This is a genomic window from Pseudomonas sp. FSO-7 (genome assembly GCF_059579345.1).
Genome location: NZ_CM184193.1, coordinates 504975 through 525521 on the forward strand (window position 1 = coordinate 504975; position 20547 = coordinate 525521).

At 62.5% G+C, this 20547-nt stretch carries 16 protein-coding genes; 5 read left to right on the top strand and 11 right to left on the bottom strand.

The genetic code is table 11. The annotated features are described in order from the left end of the window. The first annotated feature begins 215 nt into the window (after positions 1 to 215). Both AC515T_RS02205 and AC515T_RS02210 read left to right on the top strand, forming a co-directional pair. Complete coding sequence (locus AC515T_RS02205; protein WP_122565288.1) at positions 216 to 638, top strand: phasin family protein; 423 nt, start codon at positions 216 to 218, stop codon at positions 636 to 638. A 10-nt stretch (positions 639 to 648) separates the two neighbouring features. After that, a complete protein-coding gene (locus AC515T_RS02210; protein WP_496533060.1) occupies positions 649 to 1560 on the top strand; it encodes a phasin family protein in 912 nt (303 codons plus the stop codon). Positions 1561 to 1779: 219 nt separating this feature from the next. Here the strand turns inward: AC515T_RS02210 and AC515T_RS02215 are convergent, their stop codons facing one another. The 10 genes from AC515T_RS02215 to AC515T_RS02260 form a co-directional block, all read right to left on the bottom strand. Further along, complete coding sequence (locus AC515T_RS02215; RefSeq protein ID WP_060739570.1) at positions 1780 to 2400, bottom strand: TetR/AcrR family transcriptional regulator; 621 nt, start codon at positions 2398 to 2400, stop codon at positions 1780 to 1782. A gap of 60 nt (positions 2401 to 2460) precedes the next feature. Next, positions 2461 to 4143 (bottom strand): class II poly(R)-hydroxyalkanoic acid synthase, encoded by a 1683-nt coding sequence (gene phaC, locus AC515T_RS02220; RefSeq protein ID WP_496531270.1) that lies wholly within the window; start codon positions 4141 to 4143, stop codon positions 2461 to 2463. Positions 4144 to 4255: 112 nt separating this feature from the next. Further along, the gene (phaZ, locus tag AC515T_RS02225; protein ID WP_003186648.1) at positions 4256 to 5113 is read right to left on the bottom strand and encodes a poly(3-hydroxyalkanoate) depolymerase; all 858 of its coding nucleotides are present in this window, start codon (positions 5111 to 5113) and stop codon (positions 4256 to 4258) included. Between the two features lie 260 nt (positions 5114 to 5373). Next, positions 5374 to 7053 (bottom strand): class II poly(R)-hydroxyalkanoic acid synthase, encoded by a 1680-nt coding sequence (gene phaC / locus AC515T_RS02230; RefSeq protein WP_122565293.1) that lies wholly within the window; start codon positions 7051 to 7053, stop codon positions 5374 to 5376. Positions 7054 to 7331: 278 nt separating this feature from the next. Further along, positions 7332 to 7709: a gamma-butyrobetaine hydroxylase family protein gene (locus tag AC515T_RS02235; protein ID WP_496531271.1), complete on the bottom strand. Its 378-nt coding sequence runs from the start codon at positions 7707 to 7709 to the stop codon at positions 7332 to 7334. Between the two features lie 191 nt (positions 7710 to 7900). Further along, entirely contained in the window at positions 7901 to 9238 is a 1338-nt protein-coding gene (gene hslU, locus AC515T_RS02240) for an ATP-dependent protease ATPase subunit HslU (RefSeq protein ID WP_186706092.1), read from the bottom strand. Positions 9239 to 9288: 50 nt separating this feature from the next. Beyond that, positions 9289 to 9819, bottom strand: a complete 531-nt coding sequence (gene hslV / locus AC515T_RS02245) for an ATP-dependent protease subunit HslV (protein ID WP_003196958.1) — start codon at positions 9817 to 9819, stop codon at positions 9289 to 9291. Between the two features lie 268 nt (positions 9820 to 10087). Continuing rightward, positions 10088 to 10792 (bottom strand): SPOR domain-containing protein, encoded by a 705-nt coding sequence (locus tag AC515T_RS02250; protein ID WP_030140998.1) that lies wholly within the window; start codon positions 10790 to 10792, stop codon positions 10088 to 10090. Between the two features lies 1 nt (position 10793). Beyond that, complete coding sequence (gene argS / locus AC515T_RS02255) at positions 10794 to 12530, bottom strand: arginine--tRNA ligase (RefSeq protein WP_496531272.1); 1737 nt, start codon at positions 12528 to 12530, stop codon at positions 10794 to 10796. Positions 12531 to 12795: 265 nt separating this feature from the next. Next, a complete protein-coding gene (locus AC515T_RS02260; RefSeq protein ID WP_496531273.1) occupies positions 12796 to 15015 on the bottom strand; it encodes a primosomal protein N' in 2220 nt (739 codons plus the stop codon). A 289-nt stretch (positions 15016 to 15304) separates the two neighbouring features. On the opposite strand from AC515T_RS02260, the gene rpmE reads away from it, so the two are divergent. From rpmE to AC515T_RS02275, 3 genes are all read left to right on the top strand, one after another. Next, a complete protein-coding gene (rpmE, locus tag AC515T_RS02265; protein ID WP_122565297.1) occupies positions 15305 to 15529 on the top strand; it encodes a 50S ribosomal protein L31 in 225 nt (74 codons plus the stop codon). 41 nt (positions 15530 to 15570) lie between these two features. Beyond that, a complete protein-coding gene (locus AC515T_RS02270; protein ID WP_496533061.1) occupies positions 15571 to 16353 on the top strand; it encodes a thermonuclease family protein in 783 nt (260 codons plus the stop codon). A 184-nt stretch (positions 16354 to 16537) separates the two neighbouring features. Beyond that, complete coding sequence (locus AC515T_RS02275) at positions 16538 to 17806, top strand: malic enzyme-like NAD(P)-binding protein (protein WP_496531274.1); 1269 nt, start codon at positions 16538 to 16540, stop codon at positions 17804 to 17806. Between the two features lie 245 nt (positions 17807 to 18051). Here the strand turns inward: AC515T_RS02275 and AC515T_RS02280 are convergent, their stop codons facing one another. Next, entirely contained in the window at positions 18052 to 20496 is a 2445-nt protein-coding gene (locus tag AC515T_RS02280; RefSeq protein ID WP_496533062.1) for a penicillin-binding protein 1A, read from the bottom strand. Between the last annotated feature and the right edge of the window lie 51 nt (positions 20497 to 20547).

Genomic DNA, 20547 nt, shown 5'->3' on the forward strand with positions numbered 1-20547 from the left:
GTGGGAGCGGGCTTGCTCGCGAATGCGGTGGGTCATTCACTATTGATGTTGACTGATCCACCGCTTTCGCGAGCAAGCCCGCTCCCACAGGGAGATCACTGTCCTCAAGATTGTGTCAGTTGTTAGGGTGCCGTTTCTAATTATTGTCACTACTTTGTGCCTGAGCCCGTCCATGTGCGGGCAGTTCCTCAAACCTTTTTCGAGTGAGGTGCACCGTGGCCAAAGTTATTCTGAAGAAAAAAACCGACGTTGAATCTTCCACGCTCAGCGACGTGAAAACGTACGCGCGCAAGATCTGGCTGGCGGGCCTGGGCGCCTACACGAAGGTCGGCCAGGAAGGCAGCGGGTACTTCCAGGAGTTGGTAAAAGCTGGCGAAGTTATTGAAACCAAAGGCAAAAAGAAAATTGCCGGGAAACTTGAAGCGGCCAACAGCGAATTGATTGAAGCCAAGACCGACGTCAATACTTTCAAGGCTCGGGTTGAAGTACAACTCGATAAAGTCGAGAAGGTATTCGATGCCCGTGTTGCAAGTGCCTTGAATCGTATCGGCATTCCGTCTAAACATGACGTTGAGACACTCTCTGCTAAGCTCGATGAGCTGACAGCATTGCTCGAACGTGTCGCGCGTAAACATTAAGGAGAACGGGATGGCTGGCAAAAAAATCACAGAAAAAGAGGGCAGCTCGTGGGCCGGGAAGATTGAAAAATATTCCCGCAAAATCTGGCTTGCTGGTTTAGGCGTGTACTCGAAGATCGACACTGACGGCAGCAAGCTCTTCGAGTCCCTGGTTAAGGACGGCGAAAAGGCCGAAAAACTCACCAAGACGGCAGTCGGCAAACAAGTCGATGCCACCAAGGAAACCGTCGATTCCGCCAAGTCGCGCATCGGCGGCGTGAAGGATCGTGCCCTGGGTAAATGGGACGAGCTGGAAGGGGCTTTCGACAAGCGCCTGAACAGCGCGATCTCGCGCCTGGGCGTGCCGAGCCGCAATGAAGTCAAGGCGCTGCACAGCAAGGTCGACACCCTGACCAAGCAGATCGAAAAACTCACCGGCGCCAAAGTCGCACCCGTGGCGACCAAGACGGCGGCGGCCAAGCCAGCCGCTAAAACGGCAGCCAAGCCACTGGTCAAGGCTGCGGCAAAACCCGCTGCCAAACCTGCGGCGAAAGCAGCGGCCAAGCCAGCGGCTAAAACCGCAGCGGCCAAACCTGCGGCCAAGGCTGCGGCTAAACCGGTAGCGGCGAAAGCGGCAGCCAAGCCCGCCGCCAAACCGGCGGCCAAGCCAGCGGCCAAGACGGCTGCCGCTAAACCCGCTGCGGCCAAACCGGCGGCTAAACCAGCAGCCAAGCCAGCGGCAAAAGTGGCGGCCAAACCCGCTGCGGCGAAAAAACCTGCCGTGAAAAAACCGGCCGCGCCAAAAGCAGCCGCACCCAAGGCGCCCACTGCGGCCGCCAAGCCGGCAACCCCGGCGAGCACGGCGAACTCTGCCGCCGCTCCAACCCCGGTCGCCACTCCAGCACCAACGTCGACTCCAACGACGCCTCCCACCCAGTCCTGATATCCAGGGCAAACAAAAAAACGCCCGGCCTATGTAGGCCGGGCGTTTTTGTTTGTACGCAGGTCAACCTGTGGGAGCGAGCTTGCTCGCGATAGCGGTGGGTCAACAGTATTGATCTTGACTGACACACTGCCATCGCGAGCAAGCTCGCTCCCACAGGGGAATTGGCGGTGATACGGATATTGGAATCACCCACAATGGATCTGCCACGGGCGGTGATTAGTCGTGTTCTTCCAGATACCGCAACGCCAGCCGCTCCGTCGCCACCTTGGTCGCGGGCGGCAGGTGCGGGGCCACCAGCATCATGATCTGGTAGACCACCAGTCGAACCTCGCCCTCGCGGTCCAGGATGCGCTGGTAGTCCAGGGAGAACAGCAAGGTCATGGTGATCTGCTCCACCAGTTGCCCCAGGGCCTGGGTATCGCTGACCAGCAAATCCTGGGCCTTGAGCTGCGCCAGCAGTGAGGCAAGGGTGCGCTTCAGGGCATTGAGCAATTGACGGATGCCCTTGGCCAGCTTCGGCAGGCGCCCGGCCAGGTTCGACAGGTCCTGGAACAGAAACCGGTACTGGGCCAGGCGCTCGACGATCAAATGCAGGAACAGCCAATAGTCTTCCGGCGCCAACTGCGCGTCTGCCGGTGGGTCGAGCAGCGGTGCCAGTTCGCTCTGGAAGCGCTCGAACAAGCCGAGGATCAGCGGTTCCTTGCCATGGAAGTGGTAGTAGAGATTGCCCGGGCTGATGCCCATTTCGTTGGCAACCTCCATGGTGGAGACGTTCGGTTCGCCCTTTTCGTTGAATAATTGCAGGGCACATTCAAGGATGCGGTCGCGGGTTTTCATCCGGTCTTCTTAATGGTCAAGTCGTGCCACCGCCAATCGCCTGGCCGTGGAATAGGGCCTTCAGCGCACGCGAACATAGGTGCCGGGGGCTGCGTCCAGGGGCGGGTAGTTCGCGTTGCCCAGGCTCATCTGGGTTTCGTGCTGGGCGCCGGAGTGCTCCTGGATCCAGCTCAGCCATTGCGTCCACCAACTCCCTTCGACGTGCGTGGCGTCGTAGTACCAGGCCCGTGGGTCACTGCTCATTTTTGCGCTTTCGATGTAGTTGGCCTTGGGGTTGCCCGGCGGGTTGAGAATGCTCTGGACATGGCCGCTGTTGGAAAGCACGAAACGTTTGTCGCCGCCGAGCAACAGCGTCGAGCGATAGACCGCGTCCCAAGGCGTGATGTGGTCGTTGATGCCGGCCACGCTGAAGCTGTCCACCGTCACTTTTTGCAGGTCGATGGGCGTGCCGCACACTTCCAGGCCACCAGGGTGGGTCAATGGGTTGTGCTTGAAGAAGTCCAGCAGATCACCGTGGTAAGCCGCCGGCAGCCGGGTGCAGTCGTTGTTCCAGTAGAGGATGTCGAAGGCCGGCGGCTCCTTGCCCAGCAGGTAGTTGTTGATGAAGTAGGTCCAGATCAGGTCGTTGGGACGCATCCAGGCGAACACCCGGGCCATGTCGCGACCATCGAGGATGCCCTTCTGGTAGGAGCGGCGCTTGGCGGCTTCCAGGGTTTGCTCGTCAATGAACAGCGTGGCCTGGCTGTCGATCTGGCTGTCCAGCAGGCTCACCAGGTACGTGGCACTGGCAACCCGGCGCAGCTGGCGCTTGGCTTGCAGGTGGCCTTGCAGGGCGGCGATGGTCATGCCACCGGCACAGGCGCCCATCAGGTTGACCTCGCGAGCGCCGGTGATCGCCCGGCAGACGTTCATGGCCTCTTCCGTGGCCTCGACATAGCTGGACAGGCCCCACTCGCGGTGGCGTACGTCAGGGTTGCGCCAACTGATGATGAACACCTGCAAACCGTTTTTCAGGGCGTACTGGACAAAGCTGTTGGAGGGGCTGAGGTCGAAAATGTAGAACTTGTTGATCTGCGGCGGCACGATCAGCAATGGCTTGGCGTACTGCTTTTCGCTCATGGGCCGGTACTGGATCAGTTCGAGCAGATCGTTGCGAAACACCACCGCGCCGGGTGTGGTCGCCAGGGTCTTGCCGACTTCAAAGGCATGGGGCGTGGTTTGGCGGGGCAGGCCGTCGTTGTGCAGCAGGTCGTCCACCAAGTGGCTGATGCCTCGAACCAGGCTGGCGCCGCCGGAGTTGAACAGCTCCTTGACCGCCAGGGGGTTGAGCAAGGTATTGGACGGCGCTACGGCGTCGTTGAGCAGGGCGAAGGCGAAGTGGGCGCGGGCGCGGTCATCCTGGCTCATGTCGCTTTCGTCAATCCAGCTCTTGACCTGTTTTTGCCAGCTCAGGTAGGCCTGCAGACTGCGGCGGTAGAACGGATTGAGCTGCCAGGTGGGGTCGGCGAAACGCGGGTCGTTGGGGTTGGTGGGGTGCAGGGTCTCGCCCAGCAGCACGCGGCCCAGTTGACCGCCCAGTTTCAGCGCATGCCGGGCACTGTGCACCGGGTTGCGCAAACCGTGTGCGGCCACACTGCGCAAGGTGGACAGCAGGTCCCTGCCACGCAGGCCGGTGACCGCACTTTGTGCGTTGATGAAGCTGGCAGGGGCGGGCATGGAACCCTTCGCCGGTTTGTCGCGCATGAGTCAACTCCTTCGTCATCAGGCTAAAAACAAACACACCGAACCAGACAACATAGTCGCTGTTTCGGGTCGCTGCGCAATCCGGCGTCCTGCCAGGCGCTAATGGGCGGTTTCAGCCGCCGCCCAGCGGCGAGGGATGCGGATGCATCACGGCACGCTGACGTTCTTCCTCCAGAAACTTCATGATGATCGGCGCCACCGCCTCGGCCCGGGTGATCAGGAACAAATGGCCGTCATCGATGATGTGCAATTGGGCGTTGGGAATGCGCCAAGCCAGCATGCGCATGTTGATCAGTGGAATCAGCGGGTCGTCATCGCCGGCCAGCACCAGGGTCGGCTGGTGGATCTTGTGCAGCCAGTGGATGCTGGTCCAGCCGAGGCCGGCGAACAGTTGCCAGTAATAACCGAGCTTGCCCGCCGAACGAACCTTGGCCGCGTGGCTGGCCGCCAGGCTCGGGTCACGGCGGAACGAGCCGCCGTAGATCAGCGGTGCGATACGCATCACATGGGAAGGCTGAACGTAGCGCCGGGGGCTGGCCATCATCCACAGCACCTTCGGTTTGCCCGGTACCATCACTGCCCCGGCCGCCGTGGCCGCCAGCACCAGCTTCTTGCAGCGCTCCGGGTAGTCGTAGGCGAACTGCTGGGCCAGGGCGCCCCCCCAGGACACGCCGATCACGTTGACCTGCCCGTAGTCCAGGTAGTCGAGCATCCGCGCGGTGAGTTTGGCCAGGCCCGGAAAGCGATACGGCCGGTTGGGCGTCGATGAGCCGCCGACACCGGGCACGTCAAAGGCGATGACTTCCAGGTCCGGGTCCAGGGCCTGGATGAACGGGAATACCAGCTCGAGGTTGGCGCCGATGCCGTTGAAAATCAGAAGTGGCGTCAAGTGAGGCTTGCCGGGACGTACCGCGGTGCGCAAGGTCTGGCCATCCAGATCGACGGTACGGAAGATGTACGGTTGCGGCATGCTTCAAGCCCTGTGGGTTGGGTCGCTGTCTTTCATTTTTCCCCGATTCCTTGTGGGAGCGGGCTCGCTCGCGATGACGGCGGTACATCCAATATCGATGTTGGCTGACACACCGTCATCGCGAGCAAGCTCGCTCCCACAGGGGATCTGCCGTGAACATGAGTTTTATGTTCGCCAGCGCTGTGGGCCTTGCATTCAGTGTCGGCTGGCGGGATGTATTCGTGAGCAAGCCCACTCCCGCGCCAGACGAGTTGCATCCGTTACCGCTCATGCACATAGGTGCCGGGCGCCGCTTCACCGGCCGGGTAGGCCTTGTTGCCCAGCACGGTAGGGGCTTTTTTCAGTTTGCCCGAGCGCTCAGCCTGCCAGGCTTGCCAGTGTAGCCACCAAGAGTCGGTGTGCTTGGTGGAGTTTTCCTGCCAGTCCTCGGCCTTGGCCGGCATGTCCTCGCCGGTCATGTAGCGCGACTTGGGGTTGCCGGGCGGGTTGAGGATGCTCTGGATATGACCGCTGCTCGACAGCACGAATTCCACTTTTCCACCGAACAGCTGCGCCGACTTGTAGCAGGACTTCCAAGGTGTGATGTGGTCGTTGGTGCCCGCCAGGGAAAAGATGTCGGCGGTGACTTGCTTGAGGTCGATCGGCGTGCCGCACACTTCCAGTGCGTTGGGCCGGATCAACGGGTTGTTTTTGAACATCTCGATGAGATCGCCGTGGAACGCCGCCGGGAGCCGCGTGGTGTCGTTGTTCCAGAACAGGATGTCGAACACCGGCGGCTCGTTGCCCAACAGGTAATTGTTGACCCAGTAGTTCCAGATCAGGTCGTTGGGGCGCATCCAGGCGAAGACCTTGGCCATGTCACGGCCTTCGAGTACACCGGCCTGGTAGGAATGGCGCTTGGCCGCTTCCAGGGTCTGCTCGTCGACGAACAGTGCCACGTCGGTGTCCAGGGTGGTGTCGAGTACGCTCACCAGCAAGGTCAGGGCATTGACCTTTTTCTCGCCGAGGGCGGCGTAATGGCCCAGCAGCGCGGTGCAGGTGATGCCGCCCGAGCAGGCGCCCAGCATGTTCACGTCCTTGCTGCCGGTGATGGCCGTGACCACATCCACCGCTTCCTTGAGCGCCTCGATGTAGGTCGACAGGCCCCACTCGCGCTGTTCCTTGGTGGGGTTGCGCCAGCTGACGATGAAGGTCTGCACGTTGCTGCGCAGGCAGAAGCGCGCCAGGCTCTTGTCCGGGCTCAGGTCGAATACGTAGAACTTGTTGATCTGTGGCGGCACCACCAGCAGCGGTCGCTCGTGGACCTGCTCGGTAATGGGCCGGTACTGGATCAGCTCCAGCACGTCGTTGCGAAATACCACGGCACCTTCGGTCACCCCCAGGCTCTTGCCGACCTCGAACGCGCCCATGTTCACCTGGCTCGGCATCCCGCCGTTGTGCACCAGGTCCTTGGCCAGGTGGGACAGGCCATCGAGCAGGCTCTTGCCGCCGGTTTCGAAGAAGCGCTTGACCGCCGCCGGGTTGGCCGCCGAATTGGTCGGGGCCATGGCTTCGGTCATCAGGTTGATCACGAAATGCCCGCGGCTGATGTCCGCGGGCGAGAGGCTGCTGTCGTCGATCCAGGCGTGCAGCTCCTTGCGCCACGCCAGGTAGGTTTGCAGGTAGCGTTTGTAGAGCGGGTTCTGGCTCCAGGCCGGGTCGACGAAGCGACGGTCGTCGCCGGCCGGTTGCAGCTCGGATTTGCCGAACAGGACATTCTTGAGTTCGACGCCGAAATGGGCGACATGCTTGACGCTGTGCAGCGGTTGCTTGATGGCCTGGGTCAGCACCATCCGGGCAGAGGCCAGCAGGTCTTTCCTGCGCAAGCCGACGACGGGATTCAACCCCAGGGTATTTTCCGAGGCCTGGTACTTCAGGTCATCGTTGTTCTTGTTGCTCATCTACGACGCTCCATTGTCCTTCAGACGAGTACCCGGTTGGTGCCATGAAGCCACACAGCCGATACCGGGTACGCTGCTCGGGTGACCATTAATTCCGCATCGAGGGCCAATGAGGAAACGTATGCCAGGAACTCGCCGGTTCCTTTGCAGGGAACTTGCCAGCTCCATTGGTTACCCGAGTTTAATTTTTTTCGCAAGCAGGCCAGTCATTGACGTTGCTGCGCGGGCATTCAAGCAGATGAGTCTAGAAAAATCGCCCTAAAGCGCCAGCCCTTGAGCTAGAGCATCAGCTTGACGACGGACGCGTCCGGATCGCGGGTTTTTCCGGCGGCCTTGAGCTCGCCAAGATAATCGTTCCACAAGTCCTGCTGGCGCACCGCCAACTGGTAAAGATAGTCCCAGGTGAACAATCCGCTGTCGTGGCCGTCGTCGAAGGTCAGTTTCAGTGCGTACTGGCCGGCCGGCTCGACCTTGGTCAGGCCGACGTTGAGCTTGCCGTATTGCAGGATAGGTTTGCCATGGCCCTGGACCTCGGCGGAAGGCGAATGCACCCGCAGGAATTCGGCAGGCAGGTGGTACTCCTCGTCCGGCGCGTATTTGAGCGTCAGGGTCCTGGAGGCTTTGTGCAGGTTGATGGCGGTGGGGAGTTTGGTCATGGGGCGTCAGTCTCTTGCAAGCTTGCGTGAACGATATGTGGCGAGGGAGCTTGCTCCCGCTGGAGGGCGAAGCCCTCCCAAAAATTCGCGACCAGCTCCTGATAAGCGGCGGCCACGGGTTTTGGGGCCGCTTCGCGGCCCAGCGGGAGCAAGCTCCCTCGCCACAAGAGCCCACTCACATAGCGTGTGGCTTACAGGATATACCGCGACAGATCTTCGTTCTGCGCCAATTCACCCAGGTGGCTGTTGACGTACTCGGCGTCGATGAGGATCGGCGCTTCGTTGTGGGCGCTGGCCAGATCGCCGGCGCTGAACGACACCTCCTCGAGCAAGCGTTCGAGCAACGTGTGCAGGCGACGGGCACCGATGTTCTCGGTCTTCTCGTTGACCTGCCAGGCGATCTGGGCCAGGCGCTTGATGCCTTCTGGCGTGAACTCGATGCTCAGGCCTTCAGTCTTGAGCAGCGCGCAATACTGTTCGGTCAGGGACGCATGGGGTTCGCTCAGGATGCGCTCGAAGTCTTCCGGCGTCAGCGCCTTGAGTTCGACGCGGATCGGCAGGCGACCCTGCAGCTCCGGCACCAGGTCGCTCGGTTTGCTCAGGTGGAACGCACCGGAGGCGATGAACAGGATGTGGTCGGTCTTGACCATGCCCAGCTTGGTGTTGACCGTGCAGCCTTCGATCAGCGGCAGCAAGTCGCGTTGTACACCTTCGCGGGACACATCGGCACCGCCGACATTGCCACGCTTGGCAACCTTGTCGATCTCGTCGATGAACACGATGCCATGCTGCTCGACCGCCTCCAGCGCCTTGGCCTTCAACTCTTCTTCGTTGACCAGGCGGCCGGCTTCTTCATCGCGCACCAGCTTCAGCGCTTCCTTGACCTTGAGCTTGCGGCTTTTCTTCTTGCCCTTGCCCATGTTGGCGAACAGGCTCTGCAACTGGTTGGTCATTTCTTCCATGCCTGGCGGCGCGGAAATATCGACGCCGGCCATCTCGGCCACTTCGATCTCGATTTCCTTGTCGTCCAACTGGCCTTCGCGCAGGCGCTTGCGGAACAGCTGGCGGGTGTTGGAATCCTGGGTCGCGGCAGAGTCGGCGTTGAAGCCCATGCGCGCCGGTGGCAGCAAGGCGTCGAGGATACGCTCTTCGGCGGCGTCTTCGGCGCGGTGGCGGACCTTGGTGATTTCCTGTTCGCGCAGCAACTTGATCGCGGCGTCGGCCAGGTCACGGATGATCGACTCGACGTCGCGACCGACATAGCCGACTTCGGTGAACTTGGTGGCTTCGACCTTGATGAACGGCGCATTGGCGAGCTTGGCCAGGCGCCGGGCGATTTCGGTCTTGCCGACACCGGTCGGGCCGATCATCAGGATGTTCTTGGGGGTCACCTCGACGCGCAGCTCTTCGGGCAGCTGCATCCGGCGCCAGCGGTTACGCAGGGCGATGGCGACGGCGCGCTTGGCATCGTCCTGGCCGATGATATGGCGGTTGAGTTCGTGGACGATTTCGCGGGGAGTCATGGACATAATAATTGGCGGTCCTCAAGCAAGAATGAGCCGGTGCGCGGGTGGCAGGCTTATTCGGCGAGGTCCTGCTCCTCAATGGTCTGGGTGTGGTTGGTGAAGACGCAGATGTCGCCGGCGATGCCCAAGGCAGTCTCGACGATCTCACGGGCCGACAGGTCGGTTTTTTTCAGCAGGGCGCTGGCCGCGGCCTGGGCGTAGGCGCCGCCGGAACCCATGGCGATCAAGCCATCTTCGGGTTCAACGACGTCGCCGTTGCCGGTGATGATCAGCGAGGCGTCCTTGTTAGCGACCGCGAGCATGGCTTCGAGGCGGCTCAGGGAGCGGTCGGTGCGCCATTCCTTGGCCAGTTCCACGGCGGCACGGACCAGGTGGCCCTGATGTTTTTCAAGCTGGCCTTCGAATCGTTCGAACAGCGTGAAAGCGTCGGCGGTGGCCCCGGCGAAACCGGCGATGACCTCGCCGTGATACAGGCGGCGGACTTTTTTCGCGTTGCCTTTCATCACGGTGTTGCCCAGTGAAACCTGGCCGTCGCCGCCCATGACGACTTTGCCATGACGGCGGACTGAAACGATGGTGGTCAAGGGAGAGTCTCCACGCAGCGGGGCGAAAATGCCCGGATGGAACTCATATGGGGGTGGCGTGGGGTTTTTCAACTGTGGGGTGGGAGAGGGGACGAGCGGCACCCTGGGGGGGCAATCAAGTTTGTGGCAAAGGCATTCACTGTGGCGAGGGCGCTTGCTCCCGCTGGAGCGCGCAGCGGTCCCAAGCTTTTGGGGCTGCTACGCAGCCCAGCGGGAGCAAGCTCCCTCGCCACAAAAGCCCCGCCGCACCGGGTGTTTTCAGCAAAAGTCAGCGGCTTTGGCGTTGTTGTAACAACAGGTTGCTGAAACCGCTCCCTGCCAGTTGTTTCTGGGCCTTGGTCAGTTCCTCGCGGTTGCTGAACGGGCCGACCAGTACCCGGTACCAGGTTTCGTCCTTCACCGTCCCGGACTCCACGGACACGGACTGGCCCAGCAGAATGATCTGCGCCCGGACCTTGTCGGCGTCGGCTTCCTTGCGGAACGAGCCGGCCTGCAGGAAGAACTTCGTCACCGGCGCGGCTTTCTGTACCGGCGGGGCCGGTGGCGGCGTGATGCCAGCCAGGGCCGCCTGGGCGCGAGCGGTGTCGATCTTCGCCGCTTCGGCCGGGGTCACCGGCGTGGTGGGCACCTGTGGCACTTGCGGCGTCGGCAGGGTTTTCTCCGGCACGGCATCGGGCGGCACGATGACTTCCGATTCCGGCAGCAAGGTGTAGAAGTCGTACTTCGGCTTCACCGGTTGCGTCGGGCTCGGCGGGGTCTTGTTGGCCTCGGCGATACGCGTGGCTTTCTGCTGCTCTTGCCGGACGCGCTTGACGTCATCGCCCTGGCCCGGCTCCAGCTTCATCAAGAACACAATGAACGCGCCGACGGTCAGGCCGATGGCCATCCACAACCAACCTGGAATCGGTTTTTTGGCTGGAGGCTGGTAACGACTGGCGCCGCGCTTGGGTGCAGGTTTTTTCTTGGCGGCCAACTTACATGCGCTCCAGGGTTTCCAGGCCCAGCAGTTCCAGGCCTTGTTTGAGCGTGCGCCCGGTCAGCGCGGCGAGGCGCAGGCGGCTCTGCATTTGCTCTGGGGTGGGGGCGCTGAGGATCGGGCAGTTCTCGTAGAAGCTGGAGAACAGGCCGGCGACATCGTACAGGTAGGCGCACAGGGTGTGCGGCGTGCCCTTGTCGGCGACGTTGTTCAGCACCTCGCCGAACTGCGCCAGTTTCGCTGCCAGCTCCTGTTCCTGAGGAGCCTCGAGCACGATCTGGCCGTCCACTTCGCTGAAGCTCTTGCCGAGCTTGCGGAACACCCCCGCCACGCGGGTGTAGGCGTACAGCAGGTACGGTGCGGTGTTGCCTTCGAAGTTGAGCATCAGGTCGAAGTTGAAGCTGTAGTCGCTGGTGCGGTGCTTGGACAGGTCGGCGTATTTCACCGCGTCGATGCCCACGACCTTGGCGATCTTGCGCAGTTCGTCCTCGGCCAGGTCCGGGTTCTTGCCCTTGACCAGGGTGTAGGCGCGGTCCTGGGCTTCGGTCAGCAGGTCGATCAGTTTCACCGTGCCACCGTCGCGGGTCTTGAACGGGCGGCCGTCGGCGCCGTTCATGGTGCCGAAGCCCATGTGTTCCATTTCCATCGGGCGGGTCACGAAGCCGGCCAGGCGCGCCACTTCGAACACTTGCTGGAAGTGCAGGGCCTGGCGCTGGTCGACGAAGTACAGCACTCGATCGGCCTTGAGCACGCTGTTGCGGTAGCGCACGGCCGCCAGGTCGGTGGTGGCGTAGAGGTAGCCGCCGTCGGCCTTGACGATGATCACCGGCAGGGGCTCGCCGTCGGCGGTCTTGAACTGGTCGAGGAACACGCACTGGGCGCCGTTGCTTTCCACCAGCATGCCCTTGGCCCTGAGGTCGTTGACCACGTTGGCCAGGTCATCGTTGTAGGCGCTCTCGCCCATCACGTCGGCCATGGTCAATTTGACGTTCAACAGCTCGTAGATTTTCTGGCAATGGGACAGGGAGATGTCCTTGAACTTGGTCCACAGCGCCAGGCACTCGGCATCGCCGGCCTGCAGCTTGACCACCAGACCACGGGCGCGGTCGGCGAACTCGGGCGACTCGTCGAAGCGTTGCTTGGCGGCGCGGTAGAAGTTCTCCAGGTCCGACAGCTCGTCGCTGGTGATGGGGTTTTCCTGCAGATAGGCCATCAACATGCCGAACTGCGTGCCCCAGTCGCCAACGTGGTTCTGGCGGATCACGGTGTCCCCAAGAAACTCCAGGACCCGGGCCACGCCGTCACCGATGATGGTCGAGCGCAGGTGGCCGACGTGCATTTCCTTGGCGAGGTTGGGGGCCGAGAGGTCGACCACGGTGCGCTGCAACGGGCCGGCCTTGCGCACGCCGATGCGTTCGTCGGCCAGGGCCGCGTCCAGGCGCGAAGCCAGGGCCTGGGTGTTCTGGAAGAAATTGATGAACCCGGGGCCGGCAATGTCGGCTTTGCTGACGTTTTCGTCGGCCGGCAGCGCGGCGATGATTTTTTCCGCCAGGTCCCGCGGCTTCATGCCGGCCGGCTTGGCGAGCATCATCGCGATATTGCTGGCGAAGTCGCCGTGGGTCTTGTCGCGGGTGTTCTCGACCTGAATCGCCGGCGACAGGCCTTCTGGCAGCACACCTTCAGTGACGAGTTGGGCGATGGCTTGCTGGATGAGCTGGCGAATGGTGTCTTTCATGGTCTTCTCTTTCAACCGCAGGCGCGGCGGCGCTTCGATGCGCTGGTGGAAAAACTGGGCATTATCCGTGGCGCGGGCGAGCTTGCCAACTGTAGCGGGTCGGTTGGGGATGTGTGGTGATTATTCTTGCTGGCCTGGATGTGTGCGATCCCCTGTGGGAGCGAGCTTGCTCGCGATGACGGCGGGTCAGCTTGCATTGATGTTGAATGCCAGACCGCTATCGCGAGCAAGCTCGCTCCCACAGAGGGGCGGGCTTGTGATCCATTCAATACAAATCCACCGGATCCACATCCAGCGACCAGCGCACCGCCCGCCCGCTGGGCATCTGTTCCAGCACCAGCAACCAGGCACTCAGCAGTCGATGCAGCGGCGCCCGGGCATTGGCCTGCAATAAAAGCTGCGCGCGATAGCGCCCGGCCCGCCGCTCCATCGGTGCCGGCACCGGCCCCAGGAGTTCGATGCCCGTGAGGTTCTGCTCTGCCAGTAAGCGCTCGGCCTCGCTGCAAGCCTCATCAAGGAAACCTTCGGCCTGCCCCGGCTTGTGGGCTTCGGCCCGCAACAGCGCCAGGTGGGCAAAGGGCGGCAGGCCGGCGCTGCGGCGTTCGCTCAAGGCCTGTTCGGCGAAGGCGAAATAACCCTGCTCGGTCAATTGGATCAACAACGGGTGATCGGCCAAGTGCGTCTGGATAATCACTTTGCCCGGTTCCTCGGCTCGTCCGGCCCGGCCTGCGACCTGAACGATCAACTGCGCCATGCGCTCGCTGGCGCGGAAGTCGCCGGAGAACAGCCCGCCATCGGCATCGAGGATCGACACCAGGGTAACCCGCGGGAAGTGATGCCCCTTGGCGAGCATCTGCGTGCCCACCAATATGCACGGCTGGCCCTTCTGGATCGTCGCGAACAGCTGGTTCATCGCGTCCTTGCGCGAGGTGCTGTCGCGATCGACCCGCAAGACCGGGTAGTCCGGAAACAGGATGCCCAGCCGTTCCTCGGCGCGTTCGGTGCCGGCACCTACGGGGCGCAAGTCCACTTTTCCGCACTGCGGGCAATGCCTTGGCACGCGCTCGACGTGGCCGCAATGGTGACAACGCAGCTCGCCGTGGCGTTGATGCACGGTCATCCGCGCATCGCAGCGCTCACACCCAGACATCCAGCCACAGTCGTGACACAGCAGGGTCGGGGCAAATCCGCGGCGATTGAGGAACACCAGGACCTGTTGCCCGGCGGCCAGGGTCTGGCCGATGGCTTGCTGCATCGGCCCGGAAATACCGCTGTCCAGTGGTCGACTTTTCACGTCCAGGCGCAGGAAACGCGGCTGCTTGGCACCGCCGGCCCGTTCGTTGAGGCGCAGCAGGCCGTAGCGGCCGGTGTAGGCGTTGTGCAGGCTTTCCAGGGAGGGCGTGGCCGAGCCGAGGACGATCGGGATGTTTTCCTGGCGGGCGCGCACCAGCGCCAGGTCGCGGGCGTGATAACGCAGGCCCTCCTGCTGTTTATAAGAGCCGTCGTGTTCTTCGTCGATGATGATCAGGCCGGGGTTTTTCATCGGTGTGAACAGCGCCGAGCGGGTGCCGATGATGATGTCGGCCTCGCCGTCGCGGGCGGCGAGCCAGGCTTCCAGGCGTTCGCGGTCGTTGACCGCCGAGTGCACCAGGGCGATCCGGGCGTTGAAGCGTTGCTCGAAACGCGCCAGGGTCTGGGGACCGAGGTTGATTTCCGGAATCAGCACCAAGGCCTGCTTGCCGGCTTCCAGGGTCTGGCGGATCAGTTGCAGGTAGACCTCGGTCTTGCCGCTGCCGGTGACGCCCGCCAGCAGAAAGGCGTGATAACTGTCGAAACCTGCGCGAATCGCTTCACAGGCGGCCCGCTGTTCGGCGTTGAGTGGCAGTTCCGGTTGGGCCAGCCAATGTTCATGGCGGGCGCCGGGGGCGTGCCGGCGGATCTCAACCTGGACCAGGTCCTTGGCCAGCAACAGGTCGAGGCTGTCCTTGCTGAGCATCAGTTTGCTCAGCAGTTGATGGGCCACGCCGTGGGGATGTTGGGCCAGGGTTGCCAAGGCTTCGCGCTGGCGCGGGGCGCGGGCGATGCGCGGATCGTCCAGCGAGGCCCCCGGGGCCACCGACCAGAACCGCTCCTGGCGCGCCTCGGCCAGCTCACCCTGGCGCAGCAGCACCGGCAGTGCCCAGCTCAGGGTGTCGCCGAGGCTGTGCTGGTAATACTGGGACGTCCACAGGCACAACTTGAACAGCGAGGCGGGCAGCGGCGGCGTGGCATCGAGCAGGGCCAGGGCCGGCTTGAGTTTGTCGACCGGGACCTCGCTGTGATCGGTGACCTCCACCAGGATGCCGATCATTTCCCGCCGGCCGAACGGCACCCGCAGGCGCATGCCCGGCTGCAACTGGGCGCGCAGGACCCCGGCGGGGGCGCGGTAGTCGAACAGGCGGCGCAGGGGCGAAGGCAGGGCGAGGCGCAGGATGGCGTCGGGCACGCGGGAGGATCTCGATAAACAGATAAATTAGGAAAGCTGGAACACCCTGTGGGAGCGAGCCTGCTCGCGATGGCGGTGGATCAGCCAAATGGGTATTGGTTGACACTCCGCCATCGCGAGCAGGCTCGCTCCCACAAAAGGGATTGCGCATGAGGCCGGGAGCCTAGCAGACGGTTGGTACAAGGCATAGCTTGCGCGAATGGCGATGTCTGGTAGAATCCGCGGCCTAATTACGTGCGGTATTCAACAATAGTGTTGGGTGGCGGCACGCTAGCCTGAGGAAAACAGCATGAAAACCGATATCCATCCGGAATACCCAGAAATTGCCGTAACCTGCAGCTGCGGCAACAAGTTCGAAACGCGTTCGACCTACGGCAAAGCCCTGGCGATCGACGTTTGCAACGAATGCCACCCGTTCTACACCGGTAAGCAAAAGACTCTGGATACCGGCGGCCGCGTTCAGAAGTTCGCCGATCGTTTCGGTGCTTTCGGCAAAGTTGCTCCAAAAGCCTGAGGCTGATCATTTTGGAAAGTCGTTCCGGCTTCTCCAGAGTGATGAAAAAGGCGTCCCTTGCGGGCGCCTTTTTTGTGTCTGCGATTTGGTTCTGTGGTGCCCAGGCGGCCTGTCCTTCGCCGGGCAACCTGCCCCAGGTGGCGGTGCAGCGCGTGGTGGATGGCGACACCTTGTACCTGGAGGATGGCCGACGCATTCGGATGATCGGCCTCAACAGCCCTGAGTTGGGCAAGCGCGGTCGCGCCGACGAACCGTTCGCCGTGGCGGCGCGTCAGCGACTCGAAGCCCTGGTGGCCGCCAGCGATGGCCGGGTGGGCGTATTGCCTGGCAAGGACGACCGCGACGATTACGGTCGTACGCTGGCCCATGTCTACAACGCCCAGGGCGAGAACCTCGAAGAGCGCCTGATTGCCGAAGGGTTGGGTTTTCTGGTGGCGGTCGCGCCGAACGTCGACCTGGTCAGTTGCCAGCAAGCGGCCGAACGTCATGCGCGGCAAGCCGGAACCGGTCTCTGGAAAAAATCCCCCGTCGTGCGGGCCGAGCGGATCAATGCGCCCGGTTTCGTGCTGACGAGCGGGCGTGTAGAAAGCGTGCGACGCAATCGCGGTGGTATCTGGATTGAACTGCAGGGGCCGGTGGTCCTGCACATTGCGCCCGGTGTGCAGAGGCGCTTCGATGCCTCGGCCCTGGAGCGGTTCAAGGGCCGCAGAATCGAGGCGCGGGGCTGGGTCGTCGACCGCGCCCGGCGTGACGGGAGCAAAGTCGGTCAGGCGCGATGGATGTTGCCACTGACCGATCCAGCCATGCTGGAAGCGGTCCTGTAACAAAAAATTGTAGACATTTTGGCGCTGGATTGTATGCATCTAGCCCTTGTGTTTCGCGGCTCTTGGTCCAAAGTCGTAGGGCAGGGCGCTTGACAGCAGTGACTGGTCAGTCTTGTAGGGACTTTGCGAGGCGCGTATCCTCGGCGGTCCGTCTGTCCAACACAGTAAAAAGCGGAATGCCCACATGTCTGATCTGAAAACTGCCGCTCTCGAATATCACGCGCATCCTCGTCCAGGAAAGCTGAGTGTCGAGCTCACCAAGGCCACCGCTACTGCTCGCGACTTGTCGCTGGCCTACAGCCCCGGCGTAGCCGAACCAGTCCGCGAAATCGCTCGCGACCCTGAACTGGCCTACAGATACACCGGTAAAGGCAACCTGGTTGCAGTCATTTCCGATGGCACCGCGATTCTCGGCCTGGGCAACCTCGGCCCATTGGCTTCCAAGCCAGTCATGGAAGGCAAGGGTGTGCTGTTCAAGCGCTTCGCCGGTATCGACGTATTCGATATCGAAGTCGATTCCGAGAGCCCGCAAGCCTTCATCGACACCGTCAAGCGCATCTCCATCACCTTCGGCGGCATCAACCTGGAAGACATCAAGGCACCTGAGTGCTTCGAGATCGAGCGCGCCCTGATCGAACAGTGCGACATTCCGGTCTTCCACGATGACCAGCATGGCACCGCCATCGTCACCGCGGCGGGCATGATCAACGCCCTGGAAATCGCCGGCAAGACCTTGCCGGAAGCCAAGATCGTCTGCCTGGGTGCCGGCGCTGCGGCCATCTCCTGCATGAAGTTGCTGGTGAGCATGGGCGCCAAGATCGAAAACATCTTCATGGTCGACCGTACCGGCGTGATCCACTCCGGCCGTGACGACCTGAACCAGTACAAGGCCGTCTTCGCCCACGCGACCGACAAGCGCTCCCTGGCGGACGCGCTGGACGGTGCCGACGTGTTCGTCGGCCTGTCGGGTCCGAACCTGCTGAGCCCGGAAAACCTGCTGCGCATGGCGCCGAACCCGATCGTGTTCGCCTGCTCGAACCCGGACCCGGAAATCTCCCCGGAACTGGCTCACGCCACTCGCAGCGACGTGATCATGGCCACCGGTCGTTCGGACTACCCGAACCAGGTCAACAACGTACTGGGCTTCCCGTTCATCTTCCGTGGTGCCCTGGACGTTCGCGCCAAGCGCATCAACGAAGAAATGAAAGTCGCGGCCGCCAACGCCCTGCGCGAACTGGCCAAGCTGCCGGTGCCTCAGGAAGTGTGCGATGCCTACGGCGGCATCAAGCTGGAATTCGGTCGTGAGTACATCATCCCGAAACCCATGGACGCCCGCCTGATCACCCTGATCTCCGACGCTGTGGCCAAGGCCGCCATCGAGACGGGCGTGGCCACCCTGCCGTATCCGAAGAACTACCCGCTCAAGAGCGTGGATGACGTGTTCAACGGCTAAGCCGTTGTAGCGCTTCAACGAAAAGCCCCGGCCCTTGTGAGTCGGGGTTTTTTATTGCCTGCGGATTCGTGTAACCGCCGCCAATCCCCTGTGGGAGCGAGCTTGCTCGCGATGATGGCGGGTCAGCTTGCATTGATGTTGAATACCAGACCGCAATCGCGAGCAAGCTCGCTCCCACAGGGAAATGCGGCCCAAAAAAAAGCCCCGCACTTCTCGCGAAGGCGGGGCTTTTGGGTGGGAGCTGGTCAGAACAGATCGATGGGCGCCGCTTCGTCCGCCGGCAGCGGGCTGCCCGGTGCGACACCGTTGCCCAGCTCGTTGGCCGACGGCGGCGTGTCTTCGCTCTTGAACAGTTCGAAGTACGCCCCCGGGGTACCCGGCGTGGCCGCGCGGCCGCTGACCGGGTCGACCCGCAGGCTGAGGATGCCTTCCGGCTCCGGTTGGGTGTGCGGCGGCTTGTCCTTGAGGGCGGCGCCCATGTAGGTCATCCAGATCGGCAGCGCCACGGTGCCGCCGAACTCACGGCGACCCAGGCTTTCGGGCTGGTCGAAACCGGTCCAGACCGTGGTCACGTAATCGGCGTTGTAGCCGGAGAACCAGGCGTCCTTGGATTCGTTGGTGGTACCGGTCTTGCCCGCCAGGTCGGTGCGGCCCAGGGCCAGGGCGCGACGGCCGGTGCCCAGCTTGATCACGTCCTGCAGCATGCTGTTGAGAATGAAGGTGGTGCGGCCATCGACAATGCGTTCCGCGACGGCGGGTGCTTGCGGCAGGCCTGGGGCCGTGGTGGCTTCGCCTGGCGTCCCATTGACCGTGAACGTCTCGGTGGACGGTGCGGCGAGGCCATCGCTGGCCTGCTCGCCCGTGGGCACCCGTGGCGGGTTGGCCACGAACAATGTCTCGCCGTTGCGGCTTTCGATCTTGTCGATGATGTACGGGGTGATCTTGTAGCCGCCGTTGGCGAACGTGCTCCAGCCCGTGGCGATTTCCATCGGCGTCAGGGTCGCGGTGCCCAAAGCCAGCGACAGGTTGCGCGGCAGGTCCTGCTTGTTGAAGCCGAACTTGCTGATGTAGTCGATGGTGCGGTCCACGCCCAGCGCCTGCAGCAGTCGGATCGAGACCAGGTTGCGGGACTTGTACAGCGCCTCGCGCAGGCGAATCGGGCCCAGGAACGTGTTGGTGTCGTTCTTCGGTCGCCAGACCTTGTCCAGGTACTCATCGACGAACACGATCGGCGCATCGTTCACCAGGCTGGCGGCGGTGTAGCCATTATCCAGCGCGGCGCTGTAGACGAATGGCTTGAAGCTCGAGCCCGGCTGGCGCTTGGCCTGCAATGCCCGGTTGTAGTTGCTTTGCTCGAAGGCGAAGCCACCCACCAGCGACCGAATGGCGCCGTTCTGCGGGTCGAGGGACACCAGTGCGCCCTGGGCGGCCGGGATCTGGCTGAACTTGAGTGTGTTGTCCGCCTGGCGCTGGACACGGATCAGGTCACCGACCTGGGCGACGTCCGACGGCTGGCGCGGGTTGGCGCCCATGCTGTTGGTATTGAGGAACGGACGGGCCCATTTCAGGGTGTCCCAGGCCACGTGTTCTTCCTGCTCGCCGTTGCGGGTCAGCACCTTGATGCCGTCCTTGTCCACCGAGGTGACGATCGCCGGCTCCAGGCTGCTGATGGTGCGCTGCTTGGTCAGCTCCAGGGCCCAGGCTTCCTTGGTCTTGCCCGGCAGGCGCGATTCAGGGCCGCGGTAGCCGTGGCGCTGGTCGTAAGTCATCAGACCCTCGTGCAGCGCGGTGTTGGCCATTTCCTGCAAGTTGCTCGGCACCGTGGTGGTCACGCGGAAACCTTCGGTGTAGGCGTCGCTGCCATAACGCCCGACCATCTCGGCACGGGCCATCTCGGCGATGTAGGGAGCATTCACTTCCGGGGTCGGCACGTGATAGCTGGCGTTCAGCGGCTCATTGATCGCAGCGGTGTAGTCGGCCTCGCTGATCTTGCCGAGCTTGTACATGCGCCCCAGGATCCAGTCGCGACGCTCCTTGCTGCGCGCCGGGTTGGCCAGTGGGTTGAAGCGCGACGGTGCCTTGGGCAGGCCGGCGATCATCGCCATCTGCGCCAGACTCACATCGCGGATCGACTTGCCGTAATACACCTGTGCCGCCGCCTCGATGCCGTAGGCGCGGTTGCCCAGGTAAATCTTGTTCACGTACAGCTCGAGGATTTCATCCTTGGTCAGCTGCCGCTCGATTTGCAGGGCCAGGAGGATCTCGGTGGTCTTGCGCGAGAAGCTGCGCTCGCTGGTCAGGAAGAAGTTCTTGGCCACCTGCATGGTGATGGTGCTGCCGCCGGACTGGATGTGCCCGCTCTTGACCAACTGGCTGGCGGCGCGCATCAGGCTGCCGGGATCGACGCCGTAGTGGTTGGCGAAGTTATCGTCTTCAGCACTTAGTAACGCATTGATGAAATTGGGGGGAATGTCGGCGAAACGGATCGGTGTGCGGCGCATTTCGCCAAATTCGGCGATCAGCTTGTTATCGCTGCTGTACACCCGCAAAGGAATCTGCAACTGAATACTTCTCAGCGCCTCCACGGACGGCAATCCCGGACTAAGGTAAAGAAAGGCACCGCTCAGGCCCAGGAGCAGTCCGCAGAAAACGGCGACGATGGACCATCCGAAAAATTTCAGCAGACGAATCAAGGCTTTTGGATATCCAGGCAAAGAATGAAAAAGGCGCCAGGTGCAGGG

Excerpts from the sequence above, each read along its gene's own strand:
- phaC (WP_122565293.1), bottom strand. The coding sequence starts at position 7,053 with ATGAGCAACAAGAACAACGATGACCTGAAGTACCAGGCCTCGGAAAAT.
- AC515T_RS02210 (WP_496533060.1), top strand. The coding sequence starts at position 649 with ATGGCTGGCAAAAAAATCACAGAAAAAGAGGGCAGCTCGTGGGCCGGG.
- rpmE (WP_122565297.1), top strand. The coding sequence starts at position 15,305 with ATGAAAACCGATATCCATCCGGAATACCCAGAAATTGCCGTAACCTGC.
- argS (WP_496531272.1), bottom strand. The coding sequence starts at position 12,530 with ATGAAAGACACCATTCGCCAGCTCATCCAGCAAGCCATCGCCCAACTC.
- phaZ (WP_003186648.1), bottom strand. The coding sequence starts at position 5,113 with ATGCCGCAACCGTACATCTTCCGTACCGTCGATCTGGATGGCCAGACC.
- AC515T_RS02235 (WP_496531271.1), bottom strand. The coding sequence starts at position 7,709 with ATGACCAAACTCCCCACCGCCATCAACCTGCACAAAGCCTCCAGGACC.
- AC515T_RS02275 (WP_496531274.1), top strand. The coding sequence starts at position 16,538 with ATGTCTGATCTGAAAACTGCCGCTCTCGAATATCACGCGCATCCTCGT.
- hslU (WP_186706092.1), bottom strand. The coding sequence starts at position 9,238 with ATGTCCATGACTCCCCGCGAAATCGTCCACGAACTCAACCGCCATATC.
- phaC (WP_496531270.1), bottom strand. The coding sequence starts at position 4,143 with ATGCGCGACAAACCGGCGAAGGGTTCCATGCCCGCCCCTGCCAGCTTC.
- AC515T_RS02215 (WP_060739570.1), bottom strand. The coding sequence starts at position 2,400 with ATGAAAACCCGCGACCGCATCCTTGAATGTGCCCTGCAATTATTCAAC.
- AC515T_RS02270 (WP_496533061.1), top strand. The coding sequence starts at position 15,571 with ATGAAAAAGGCGTCCCTTGCGGGCGCCTTTTTTGTGTCTGCGATTTGG.